Here is a 12683-nt window from a genome sequence, read left to right as displayed (position 1 = left end):
GACGTTCATGAGAACGCGTCAGACCGCTTGCGATGGAGGAAAACAAGCGTCTCCATGCCAACGAAGGCGCGAGTCTTTCGGCTTGCAATCGCGGCCATCATGCTCCCATGGGCGGTGGAATCACCGGCTGCAATCGCGGCGGTCAAGCCGTCCATGCTCTCGCCGACACATCGTTCAGGAGCGCATAACCCTTGGCATTTGCCTTTCGAATCGCTGGCGTCGCGCTCTTGGCCGCCGTCGTCGCCTTTGCCGCTGCTCCACAACTGCTCACCGCAGCGCCCCAACCGATAGTCACCGCGATCAACGTGCGCGGCAACGCGCACGTGCCGATCGACCGAATCGCCTCGGTCGTCCGCTCTCAAGCCGGCCTGCCGCTCGATCCTAAGCAGGTCGCCGCGGACCAAGCGGCTATTCTCAGCCTCGGTTATTTCACCGATGTGAAGAGCGACGTCCGGCCCACGCCGGGCGGCGTCAGCCTGAACTTCATCGTCATCGAGAATCCCGTCGTGTCGAAGATCGTCTTCAACGGCAACCAGCACGTCTCGAACGACATCTTGAGCGCGCTCATGGATACGACCGTCGGCGCCGTGCTCAACACCAACACGCTGCGCGATGACGTCACGAAGATCAATTCGTACTACGACAAGCTCGGTTACGTCGGCACGCGGCACGTCAAGAACATCGCCATCAATCCGGGCGGCACGGTCACGCTCGACATACAAGAAGGCGTCACCGTCACGGCGATCGTTCTGACCGGTGATTCCGTTCTGCCGCCGCCGGCGATCTTGAACGTGATGAAGACCAAGCAGGGCAGCGTGTTCTCGCAGCAGACATTCGATGCCGACTTGCAGGCGATTTCGAAGTTGTACACCGACCTCGGTCTGAACGTCACATTCGACAACAACACCGGACCGGATCCGGCGAAGCCCGGCGCGGTGGACGTTGCGCTCTGCGAAGTGCGCGTCGGCGCGATCGAGATCGCCGGCAACTCGAAGACGAAAGACTACGTCATCCGGCGCCTGCTGCGCATGCGCCCGAACGATCTCATCACCGAGTCGCGGCTCAAGCGCGACTACGAGCTCATCAACAACACGCAGTTCTTCAAATCGGTCGACCTTTCGACCAAACCGTTCGGCAACAAGTGCGGCTACGTGACGCTCGTCTGGACCGTCGTTGAACAACGCACCGGCACGGCAAGCGTCGGCGTCTCGTACGGCGGCGGCGGCCAATACGGCCAAGGTCTGTCGGGCAACCTCGGTTATTCGGAAGCGAATATCAACGGCACGGGCAACGGCGCGCAGATCTCCCTGCAGCGCGGTCTGCACATCAGCGACGTCTCGCTGAGCGTGAGCGTTCCGTACGTGCACAAGTTCAAGCCGGACTCTGCGTCGTTCAGCATTTTCAACAACGTCGTCGATCAGCAGCCGTACCCCGTGTACAAAGAACCCGGAAACAATCCGTTCTTCACGATCACGCCGCAGCTCGGCGCCGCTTCACAAGCCACGACGGGCACGCCCGGAACGACCGGCGGCCCTTGCGCCGCAGGACCCACACCGTGCACGAGCCAGTTCGCGCTGTACAGCACGCGCCAAGCCGGCATTTCCATCGGGCTCGGTCATCCGGTCGCGGACTACACACGCATGTCGTACGGGTTCAGCGCGACGCGGCTTTCACAGTCCTTCGGCGCGAGCGGTTTTCCGCAACAGTTCCTCGACTTGCGCGGTGCGCTCGTCTCGCCCAATCAATCGAGCGGCATCGTCGGCGGCGCCGCAAGGCCGGGTTCGTCGCGTTTGTTCTCCTTCAACGCAGGCCTGTTCCGCGACGATCGTGACGACCCGCTCAGCCCGCGCTACGGCGGCACTTCGAGCATATCGTCCGAGTGGTCGTCGAAGAGCTTCGGATCCGACTATAACTACACGAAGACGGACTACGACCTCACGAAGTTCTTCCCGGTCCGCCATCACTCGACGCTGGCGCTGCACTTCAACTACGGCTGGTCGAGCGGCGGCGCGTCGCTGCCGTACAACGACCTCTTCAGCTTGACCGATCAGCAGCTGCGCAATACGACGTTCGTATTCTACGGCGACCGCGAGGTCTTGGGGCAAGCCGAATTGCGGATTCCGGTCACGCAAGACAAGAAATTCACCGTCGCGTTTTTCGCGGACTCCGGTGACGTACCGTATGTGACTCCGGTGGTCGGCCCGGCACCGTCGCCGACGCCGATACCGCCGTGCGGACCTCACTGCCCGCCCGGACCGCCGCTGACTCCCACGACGACCTACGTGGAGGCGCCGTTCCACTTGAAAATGGATTTCGGTTTCGGAATCCGCGTGCAAACGCCGATCGTGCCGCAGCCGATCCGGATCGACTTCGCCTTCGGCCAGGGCGGCCATCACGTGTCGTTCGGCTTGAGCCAATCGTTTTGAACGCATCAAATCACTCATAAGGATGGGTTGACAGACGTATGACGCACTTACGGTATGTCTGCGCCGCCGGCATCGCGGCGGCCGTCGCGCTGTTCGTCGCTCCGCAGGCGCTCGCCACCGATATCTCGGATGTCGGTTTCGTCGATCAGAGCGCCATCGGCGACTTGCCGCAGTTCCAAGCAGCGCGACAGCAGTTCACGCAATATCAAGCATCGGTGACGGCGCAATATCAGGCTGCGATCCGCGGCAAGAATCCGGCGGATCAGCAAGCCATCTCGGCGCAGTTCCAGCAGAAAGTCGTGGCCGAGCAGCATCAGATCTTCGACAATCTTTTCGCTCGCGCGCAGACCGCCATCGCCGAGGTATCCGCGAACAAGAGCCTCAACGTGGTCGTCGACAAGTCCATCGTCATCTACGGCGGCATGGACATCACTAAAGACGTCACGGACGCGATCAGTCAGCCCGGGCCGATCGTTCCGCCGGTGAATTCGCCTTCGCCGTCGGAGATCGGGTTCGTCGATCAGCAGCAGATCGACGCGCTGCCGAAGCTGAAGGCCGCGAACGATACGTTCATGCAAGATCGCCAGCAGCTCCAGGCTCAACTGACGCAGGCGCTCGCCGGCAAGACCGACGCCGAGAAGCCGGCGATCATCCAGACGTTCAATCAGAAGCTGAATGACGATCAGAAGAAAGTCATCCAGCCGCTGGTCGACCAGACGACCAAAGCTATCTCCGACGTCGCCAAGAAAAAGGGATTGCTGCTCGTCGTCGATCAGGCGAGCCGCATCTACGGCGGCACGGACGTCACCGCCGATGTCGTGAAGGCGCTTCAATAGCCGTGAACCGGATCGGTCCGGCGCTGCTCTGCGCCGCGCTGTTCGCGCTTACCGCCTGCGCTTCGAAGAGCGAACAAGGCGTGCGCGGACTTTTGGGCGTGAACACGTCGGGATTGAGCGGCGGCGGTACTGCGGCCGGATACGTGGACATCGACAAAGTCATAGCCGCGCATCCGCTGCACGCGGAATTGCAGTCGCTTCAGGACCAGATCACCGAACTGAACGCCAGCACCGTCGTCGGTCCCAAACCCGTCACGCCCGTCCAGGTGCAGGCTCAGGCAGATCTGCAGCGGCAGCTGGCCGACGCGGAGGCCGCCTACACGAAAGATCTCGCGGATCGGCAGGCAGCGTTCCGCGACGAAGAAGCGCGCGCCGATTCGGATATCACCGCCAAGGCGCTCGGCATTCCCAACGCAGGCCCGGGCGGGATCATGAGCGGCATGCAGGCCGACTTCTCGCGGCAGCTCACCGCCATGCAGAACGATGCTCGCGCGACGCTCGCCGCGTACCGGACTTCGCTCTACGCTCAAGATGCCGAACACCTCTCCCACGTACGCCAGTTGATCGGCGCCGACGCGCAGGCGAAGATCCGCTCTGAAGAGTCGCAGCTTTCGTCAGCCGAGACCGCCTATCAGATCCAGATCGCCCGCCAAGATCAGGATCAGCGTCTGAATCTCACGGCCAAGCTCGACAACCTCTCGCTCTCTCCGGCCGACCGTCAGAACTATAGCGCGCAGCTCCAGGCATTGGAGAGCCGCGAAGCCACGCTCGCCGCGGCGAAGAAATCCGCCGATGCGTCCACCCTCGCCGCTTTTGAGAAAAGCGTGCAGGCGCAAGCCGAGCTTCGCTTCAACACGGAGCGAAAGGCGACCGAAAACGACACCAACGCCAAGCTCGCCGCGCGTCAAGCGGATCTGGAATCCACGATTCGCGACCAGGCGCAAAAGCTCGGCGGCCAATTCCAGTCGCAGTTGAACGCCGCCAACGCCAAGCTCGGCAATAACCCGCAAGTCCAGGCGCAGCTGGCGGACGAACACACGAAGATCATGGCCCGCTACCAAGCGGATGCGACGGCCGCGCTGAATTCGTACCAGTCCACGCGCAAGGCGCTCGTCGCGAAATACAGCGACGTCGCACACATGCAATTCCAGGACAATGTCGCGCTCGCGATGCAGGCGCAATCGCTGGCGCAAGCCCGTCAACAGCTCTACGACGGCATGGTGCGTCAGATCCAGACGCTCGTCGCGGACGTCGCGCATCGCGACGGGATCGGCGTCGTGTTCAGTTCCATCGCCGGCGCCGGGAGCGCCGTCGATCTTACCGACCAAGTGGCGAAAGAGGCGGCTGGGCTACCGTCTGCGACGCCTACACCGGTTCCCGGGGGTTGAATGCGTAATCATACATACATGCGGGCAGCGGTGCTCGCCGTGGCCATCGTCATCGGTCTGAGCGGTTGCGGGCTGCACCCGCGCTCCACCGTGGCGTTCGTGAACGTCGCCGTGCTCCAGAGCACGTGGCCGAAGTTCATCAATTACCAGAACCAGCTGCAGGCGAACCTCAACGCGATCCAGTCGAGCAAGCTGAGCCAGGCCGACAAGCAGCGCGAGCTGCTGCAGCTCAATCAGCAATCCGCGCGCTGGCAGATGGAAGTGACGAACGACGTCAAGGCGGCGGTCAAGCAGATCGCCGCGGACAAGCACTACTCGCTCGTCGTGACGCGGCAAGGCATCGCCTACGGCGGAGACGACATCACGTCCGACGTCCAGGCCGCTCTGCATATCGCACCGACGTCGCCCTCCCCGAGCCAATAACGAGGTCGGCGGATGTGACGCACGGCTCGCGCCGGCTCGCCGAACTCGCCGCTGCCGCGGATGCGCGGCTCATAGGCGACGGCGAAGTCGCGATCTCCCACGTCGCATCGGTCGATGATGCGGACGGATCGTCGCTCACGTTTGCGATCGATGGTCGCTGGCTCACCAAAGCGCTCGAGTCGCCGGCGGCGGCAGTCATCGTGCCGCAAGATCTCGACACGCAGGAGACACACGGGAAGGCGCTGTTGGCTGTGGCGGACGTGCGCGCCGCCCTCGCGCGCATTCTCACACTGTTCGCCCCGCAGCTGCCGTCGGGCGATCACACGCATCCCACGGCCGTCGTCGCGCAGGGCGTGAACCGCGGCAAAGACGTCTGGATCGGCGCGGGCGCGGTGGTCGCGGAGGGGGCGAGCCTGGGAGACGGCACGATTCTGCTGGCGGGCGCGTACGTGGGTCAGCGCGCGCGCATCGGACGGCGGACGCTCCTCCATCCGCGCGCGGTCGTGCTCGATGATTGCGTGATCGGCGACGACTGCATCCTTCACTCGTGTTGCGTCATCGGGGCCGACGGATTTGGTTACGTGCGCGTCGGCGCAGAACAGATCAAGATACCGCAGATCGGCAACGTCGTCGTCGGCGATCGAGTCGAGATCGGCGCGTGCTCATGCATCGACCGAGCCGTCACCGGTTCGACCGTCATCGGCAACGGCACGAAGATCGACAACCTCGTTCAGGTCGGGCACAACGTTCAAGTGGGCGAGAACGCCACGCTCTGCGGACAAGTCGGCATCGCGGGAAGTTCGAAGATCGGTGTCGGCGTTGTCGCAGCCGGGCAAGCCGGCATCGCGGGCCACCTTGAAGTCGGAGAGTTCTCGCTCGTTCTCGCGCAAGCGGGTGTGACGCATTCGATTCCGCCGCACTCGCGCGTCTCCGGATTCCCAGCGCAGCCGCATCGCACCACGATGGAACAGCAGGTCATGCTGCGGAAACTGCCTAAATTCGCCGAACAGTTGCGAGCGCTGACAGATGCGGTTGAGGAGCTACGCAAACACCGCTAAGCTCGCTCGCGTGGTGGATGTGGAATACCAGCAGACGCTAGCGCGCGAATTCGTCCTCTCGGGCGTCGGTCTGCACACCGGCTGCCGTACCAATGTCACGGTAGCTCCGGCGCCGGCCAATGCCGGCTTTTCCTTTATCCTCGCCGACGATTCACGACTGCCGGCCGCGCCGCAGTTCGTACGCTCCACCGTGCGGTGCACCACGTTAGGATCCGCGACGGCCGAGGTCAACACGGTCGAACACGTGCTCGCCGCGCTGGCCGGGATGGGCGTGGACAACGCCGTCATCAAGCTCGATGCCGAAGAAGTGCCTATCATGGATGGGAGCGCGCTGGATTTCGCGCACGCCATTGCTGCCGTCGGCATCGTCGAACAGCGCACGCCGCGCCGGGTGCTCGAGCTTCGCGCGCCGCTCTGGATCCGCGACGGCGACAAGTTGCTCGTCATCGTTCCCGCGCCGCATTTCGCGGTGTCGTTCTACGTCGAGTTTCCGCATCCGGTCGGAAAACAGTTCATCTCGACGGGTCCGATCACGCCGGAGTATTTCTTCCGCGAGATCGCGCCGAACCGCACGTTCGGATTCCGCGCGGAGATCGACCGGCTTTACGCGCAAGGATTGGCCCAAGGCGGTTCGCTCGACAACGCAGTGGTCATCGAGAGCGACGGCTACATGGGCCCGCTGCGATTCCCGGATGAGATCGTGCGACATAAGGTGCTCGACCTCATCGGCGACTTCGCGCTGCTCGGCATGCGTCCGCAGTTCGAAGTGATCGCGATGAAGTCCGGTCATGCGCTGCACGTCGCCGCCGTGCGCGAGCTGCTCGCGCCGGTGGCCGGTGCACGCGCGATCGTCTAGCGCGCGCGAGAGTTCGGCGGCCGCACATCGCGGCGGCCTCATAACAGAGGTGGCCTGATTGACCTACGTAGACATCCGCTCCATCATGGAGATCCTGCCGCATCGCTATCCGATGCTGCTGATCGACCGCATCACCGAGCTCGATCCGCAGAAGCGGGCGGTCGGTTTCAAGAACGTGACCTTCAACGAACCCTTTTTCGTAGGCCACTTCCCGAACAACCCGGTCATGCCGGGCGTGCTCATCATCGAGGCGATGGCCCAGCTCGGCGGAACCGCGATTCTCGAGCCGAACAGCCAGACCACGAACGTCCCCTACCTCGCGAGCGTCGATAAAGTGAAGTTCCGCCGGCCGGTCGTGCCAGGGGATAAACTCGTCATGGAGGTCAACGTGCTCTGGGTGCGGCGAAACATCGGACGGCTGAGCGCAGAAGCGCGGGTGGACGACCAGACGGTCTGCACCGGCGAATTGGCGTTCTCAATCGTGTCCGACACAAGGCTTTTCCGCCTCGACGCATCGATTCTTCACCAATGAGAAGGCCCGCCACGTGAGCCCAGCAGAGTCCGTGAACATCTACTCGCTCAACATCCATCCGACAGCGATCGTGCACCCGTCGGCGCGGTTGGGCCGCGGCGTGGAGATCGGTCCGTATTGTCTGGTGGGCGAGAACGTGCACATCGGCGCGGGCACAAAACTCTACGCGAACATCGTCATCAACGGCTACACGCACATCGGCAAAGATTGCCAGATCTATCCGTTCGCCGTCATCGGCGGCACGTCGCAGGATAAGAAGTTCCGCGGCGAGATCTCGTACGTGCGCATCGGCGACCGCAACGTGATCCGCGAATTCGTCACGATCAACCGCGGCACCGGAGCCGGCACGTCCACCGTGGTGGGCGACGACAATCATCTCCTGGCATACGTGCACATCGCGCACAATTGCATCATCGGCAACCGCGTGGTGATGTCGAACTTATGTCAGCTTGCCGGACACGTCGCCGTCGGCGACGGCGCGAATATCGGCGGCATGGCGGGCATCCAACAATTCGTGCGCATCGGGCGCATGGCAATGGTCGGCGGCTACAGCAAAGTGAAGAAGGACGTGCTGCCGTTCGCGACCGTGGAAGGCAATCCGGCGACGCTGCGCAGTCTCAATCTCAAGGGTCTCGAGCGCGCGCGCGTCGCGGTCGAGGTCGTATCGGAACTCAAAGAGGCGTACCGTCTGCTGCGCCATCCGAACATGACGCTGGCAACCGCAGTAGAGCAGCTGCGCGGCCAGACCCAGTCGGTCGAAGGCCAAGAACTGCTCAGCTTCCTCGAGCACGATTCCGACCGCGGCGTTCTCAAGCGCTGAAGCGATGAGCGCCGACGTCTTCATCGTCGCTGGCGAAGCATCCGGCGACCTGCAGGCGTCGTTGCTCGTTCGGGCGATGCGCGCGCGCGATCCGAACCTTTCGTTCGCCGGTGTCGGCGGCAGTCGCATGCGGGAAGCGGGCGTCGACATCGTGCTCGATTCGGTGCGCGCCGAATGGGCGAGCATGGGACCGCTGTCCGCATATGTGAAGATCCCTTGGCTGCTCGCCGTGATGCTCGGTCTTGCTCAGCGGCTGCGCGCGCGACCACCTCGGCTTCTGGTCTGTGTGGATTTCGGCGCGTTCAACCTTCGGATGCTGGAATGGCTTCGCTTCACCGGCTATCGCGGGCGGGCGATATACTATTTTCCGCCTGGTGCTTGGCTCGACAATCGTGCGCAAGCGCAAAAAGTCAGCAAGGTCGCCACGCCCGTGACGCCGTTCGTCCGCCAGCGCGATTTCTATCGCGCATGCGGCTTGCCCGTGGAGTATTTCGGCCACCCCCTCGTGTCCGCCATCGAACCGCGAGAGCCGCTTGCGCGAGGGCCGGTCACGCGGATCGCGGTGCTCCCCGGCAGCCGGCGCGACGAAGTGGCGCTCATGCTCCCAATGCTCGCGCGCGCCGCGACGACGATCGGGGAAAAACTCAAAGCCGAGTTTCTCGTCGTCGCGGCAACGGACGCTCGCGCGGCGCAGATCAGGCGACTGTGGGCCGAGAATAGCGGCCCGGCCGACGCGCGAATCGAGCGCCGCGATGCGACGTCGGTCTTCGCGGAAGCAGACATCGCATGGACCGCATCTGGTACTGCCGTGCTCGAAGGCGCGCTGCGCTGCGTGCCGCAAGTGGCCTTCTATAAGTTGCCGCCGGCGCTCTACGCGATCGTCGAGCGTCGTCACCCGCACATCGTGCGCGGTCCCGTGACGCTGCCGAACCTCATCGCCGGGCACGCGGTAGTGCCGGAACTGCTGCAGGACGAACTCACCCCGGCAAATCTGTGCGCGACGACGCGCGACCTTCTGCAGAATGACGCGAGCGCGGCGGAACAGGTGCGCGGTTATGCCGAAGTGCGAAGGCTCTTGGGCGCACCGGACAGCCTGCAGCGGATCGCGGCTTTCGCGGCGAGCATGCTCGAACCCGAGCGAACGTAACGGCATGGCGCGGACGCTCTCCATCTGGTTCACCTCGGACGTCCACGACAGGCGCGGCTTCGGCGGGAAGCTCGCCAAGCTCGTCGGCCCCGACGACCTGCTCGTGGATTGCGGAGACGCGCTCCGCGGATCGTCGACGGTCTATCGCGCGCGAGAGGGCGTCGTCGAAGAATTTGCGCGTGCGCCGTATCGCGCGCAAGCGGTGGGCAATCGCGAGTTCCACTATCTCTACCGTTGCTTCGCGGCGCGCGCGCAGGCGCTTCCGATGCCGCTCGTATGCACGAACCTCGAAGATCTCCGGCATCGCGATCCGTCGCCGTTCGTTCGCGAACTTCGGCTGACCGTCGGCGACGTGCGCGTCCGGCTGCTCGCGTTGCTCGTCCCACAATATCGCACGCGCAGCGGTTGGGAGCGATTGTTCGGATGGCGCTTTCTCGCGCCCGACGTCGCGCTTTCGCGCGCGTTTTCAGGCGGCGCCCGCGATTCGGAACCAGAGGCGACGCTGCTGCTCTCGCATCTCGGACTCAAGGCCGACCGGAGCATCGCGGCGCGCTTCGGCCGTTTGAGCGCGATTCTCGGCGGCCACAGCCACGATACGCTGACGGAGCCCGAAATCGTGGGCGGTGTGCCGATCGTGCACGCGGGCGCATTTGCGAGAAACGCCGGCAACCTCGTGCTGTCGCTATCCGGCGAGCGGGCGACCGTCGTCTCGTATCGTCTGCACGCGCTGACGGAAGAGACGACGTGACCGCGCCTCGGATACTTTTCGTCAGCAACGGTCATGGCGAGATGGCCATCGCCGGCTATATCGCGCGCGCCGTCGCCGCTGCGCGGCCGAATGCGGTGGTCGAGCACCTGCCGCTCGTTGGTGAACCCGCCCAAGACAGCTGGCCGCCCGCTGTCGGGCCGCGCGCGGCTATGCCGTCGGGCGGCTTGATCGCGTTCTGGAATCTGAAGAACATCGTGCGGGATCTCCGCGCGGGTCTCGGATCGTTGAGCGTGCGCCAATTCGCATTCTTGCGCCGCCGCCGCGATGACGCCGTCGTCGCCGTAGGCGATATCTATTGCGTCGCTGCGTGTCTGCTTTTCGCGCGCCGTCCGACCGTCTTCGTTGCTACCGCGAAATCCGAATACGTCGCGCCGCACTCGGGTCTCGAATGCGCGATAGCCCGGCGCGCCCGCATCGTGTTCGCGCGCGACGCGGCCACGGCGCAGGCCCTCGAGCGCCGCGGTATCCATGCCGTTTTCAGCGGCAACGTGATGATGGACGGACTCGCATCCGAAGGTCTTTCGCTGCCTGCGTCAGCGAATGCCGTTCGCATCGCGGTCCTTCCCGGCAGCCGTTCCGACGCACGAGCAAACGTCTCGGCTGCCGTGCGGCGTCTGAAACTCATCGCCGCGCGATTGGCGCCGCGCGGCGAGTCGGTGCAGGCGTATATCTCGCAAGCGCCGACGATCGCCGCCGACGAACTCATCGCGGGAGTGCAAGCGGAGGGTCTCACTGTCGAATGTACCGGCGCGGCGGCGGGCGTCATGGCGCGCGCGAGCGGCGAAAACCTGGAGATCGCTCTGGTCGGCGGTGCGCTCGGCGACCTCTTGCGCGCCTCGGACATCGTCCTCGGCCAAGCCGGCACCGGAAACGAACAGGCTGTAGGACTGGGCAAGCCCGTCGTCTCGGCCGCGGACGTCCGCCGAGGTCGGCCGGAGAGCGTGGGCTGGTATCGCATGCGCCAGCAACGTCTGCTCGGCGATGCGCTGCTCGTGCTGCCGACCGACGATACGACCTTTGCGGACGGTGTCGTCGCACTGCTCGACGATAGCGCGCGGCGAGCGAAGATGTCGCAAGCGGGGCGCGAGCGCATGGGCGGCACGGGTGCAGCGCGCGCGATTGCAGAGGCCGTGCTCGCGGTCGCCGCCAACGTTGCGCCATCGTGATCTCGTCGTCGCGGGCCGCGCGCGTCGCCGCGCAGATAATCCCGTACGCCATGGCGATCGCATGGCCGCTCATTCCGACGCTCGTGCAACTGGCGGACGTCGCACCGAAAGGCGTCGCAATCGGCGGACGCGGATCGGCCACCGTGCTCGCGCTGCTTATGGCAGCCGCGCTGATCGTCGGCATAGTGGGGATGCTCGCCGTCTTTGGACGGCGCGTCCTCGCCCACGTGCCGCTCGTCGGGCCGATCGGTGTGCTCATCGCATCCGAGATCGTCGCCGCCGCACTCGGCGTGTACTGGCAAGCCGGACTTTTTGAGATCGGGTGTCAGATCGCGAATCTCATCGTCTTCGTGGCATTCTGGCATACGATGCGAGACGCGACCCTGCGCCATCGCGTGATCGCGTGCTATCTCGTGACCGGCATTCTCGCAGCGGTGTTCGCGGTCGGGCTCACGCTTTCGCGCCATCCGCCCGCCGCCTTCGCGTACGAACACGGCCGCGCCGCGGGAACGTTTCTTCAGCCGAATGAGTTCGCGGGGTATATGCTCTTCCTCATACCCCTCGGCATAGGGCAGCTGACGGCGCCTCCGGCGTTACGGCGTCTTGGCCTGCTTGCCGCCGTCGTGGGCTGCGCCGGTCTCGCGCTTTCGTTCTCTCGAGCCGCATGGCTCGGCGCGTGCATCGGAATGCCGATCTTGATCGCGCGCTTCGGCCGGCGCGCCGTCATGACGTATGCGGTCGTGGCGGTGGCCGGATCCATCATCGGCGTGATGACATTGCGCGACGTCGCGCACGACCCGAGCGAGAATGCGTCGCGAATCGCGGTCTGGCGCGGCGCACTGCGCATCGCGGAACGCTACGCGCTCACCGGAGTCGGTCCGCTCAATTTCAGCCGGATCTACCCGACACTGAAGATGCCCGACGCGGCAGTCGATGAGGTCCACGCGCACGACCTCCCGCTCAACACGCTGGTCGAGAACGGCGTTTTCGGGCTCGCCGCGCTCATCTGGGTGATCGTGAGCTCCGTTCGGGAAGCGCGCAAAGCAAAGGCGCGCATTCCATCCGATGACGGCGAGCGACAGCTTCTCTTCGCCGCGTTAGCGGCTGCATTTGCGGCTTCGGCGGTGCAGAACTTGGTAGACCTCGTTTCGACGTTCGTGTTCTTGCTCTGGTGGCCCATGCTCGGACTCATGCTCAGTCTCGGTCCGGCCGCAGAGTCCGTCCGCGATACCGCGGCGGAGGTGCGCCCTGCGGCTGCGTGA

The 12683-nt window shown here is 64.5% G+C and carries 12 protein-coding genes; all 12 read left to right on the top strand.

Features of this window, described 5'->3' with window-relative positions:
* The first annotated feature begins 191 nt into the window (after positions 1-191).
* Genes VKT51_03305 through VKT51_03250 form a run of 12 tightly spaced genes read left to right on the top strand, consistent with a single transcriptional unit; the run spans position 192 to position 12683 of the window.
* Positions 192-2426 (top strand): POTRA domain-containing protein, encoded by a 2235-nt coding sequence (locus VKT51_03305; GenBank protein HLJ83190.1) that lies wholly within the window; start codon positions 192-194, stop codon positions 2424-2426.
* 38 nt (positions 2427-2464) lie between these two features.
* Positions 2465-3262 (top strand): OmpH family outer membrane protein, encoded by a 798-nt coding sequence (locus tag VKT51_03300; GenBank protein ID HLJ83189.1) that lies wholly within the window; start codon positions 2465-2467, stop codon positions 3260-3262.
* A gap of 2 nt (positions 3263-3264) precedes the next feature.
* Positions 3265-4650 carry an OmpH family outer membrane protein gene (locus VKT51_03295; protein HLJ83188.1) on the top strand — a complete coding sequence of 462 codons (1386 nt, stop codon included), beginning with the start codon at positions 3265-3267 and terminating at the stop codon, positions 4648-4650.
* Positions 4651-5073: a hypothetical protein gene (locus VKT51_03290; GenBank protein HLJ83187.1), complete on the top strand. Its 423-nt coding sequence runs from the start codon at positions 4651-4653 to the stop codon at positions 5071-5073. It begins immediately after the preceding gene.
* A 14-nt stretch (positions 5074-5087) separates the two neighbouring features.
* Complete coding sequence (lpxD, locus tag VKT51_03285) at positions 5088-6131, top strand: UDP-3-O-(3-hydroxymyristoyl)glucosamine N-acyltransferase (protein ID HLJ83186.1); 1044 nt, start codon at positions 5088-5090, stop codon at positions 6129-6131.
* On the top strand, positions 6106-6987 hold the full coding sequence (gene lpxC / locus VKT51_03280; GenBank protein HLJ83185.1) for a UDP-3-O-acyl-N-acetylglucosamine deacetylase: 882 nt from the start codon (positions 6106-6108) through the stop codon (positions 6985-6987). The genes lpxD and lpxC overlap by 26 nt, the downstream gene beginning before the upstream one ends.
* Before the next feature lie 58 nt (positions 6988-7045).
* Complete coding sequence (gene fabZ, locus VKT51_03275) at positions 7046-7519, top strand: 3-hydroxyacyl-ACP dehydratase FabZ (protein HLJ83184.1); 474 nt, start codon at positions 7046-7048, stop codon at positions 7517-7519.
* A gap of 13 nt (positions 7520-7532) precedes the next feature.
* Positions 7533-8339: an acyl-ACP--UDP-N-acetylglucosamine O-acyltransferase gene (lpxA, locus tag VKT51_03270; protein HLJ83183.1), complete on the top strand. Its 807-nt coding sequence runs from the start codon at positions 7533-7535 to the stop codon at positions 8337-8339.
* A 4-nt stretch (positions 8340-8343) separates the two neighbouring features.
* Positions 8344-9486 (top strand): hypothetical protein, encoded by a 1143-nt coding sequence (locus VKT51_03265; GenBank protein HLJ83182.1) that lies wholly within the window; start codon positions 8344-8346, stop codon positions 9484-9486.
* A 4-nt stretch (positions 9487-9490) separates the two neighbouring features.
* Complete coding sequence (locus tag VKT51_03260) at positions 9491-10234, top strand: hypothetical protein (protein ID HLJ83181.1); 744 nt, start codon at positions 9491-9493, stop codon at positions 10232-10234.
* Positions 10231-11421, top strand: a complete 1191-nt coding sequence (locus VKT51_03255) for a lipid-A-disaccharide synthase-related protein (GenBank protein ID HLJ83180.1) — start codon at positions 10231-10233, stop codon at positions 11419-11421. The genes VKT51_03260 and VKT51_03255 overlap by 4 nt, the downstream gene beginning before the upstream one ends.
* Positions 11418-12683: an O-antigen ligase family protein gene (locus tag VKT51_03250; protein ID HLJ83179.1), complete on the top strand. Its 1266-nt coding sequence runs from the start codon at positions 11418-11420 to the stop codon at positions 12681-12683. The genes VKT51_03255 and VKT51_03250 overlap by 4 nt, the downstream gene beginning before the upstream one ends.

This window comes from Candidatus Eremiobacteraceae bacterium, from assembly GCA_035295225.1.
Classification (GTDB): Bacteria; Vulcanimicrobiota; Vulcanimicrobiia; order Eremiobacterales; family Eremiobacteraceae; genus JABCYQ01.
The sequence above is the reverse complement of the archived record's forward strand: the minus strand, read 5'-3'. Positions and strand labels throughout refer to the sequence as shown.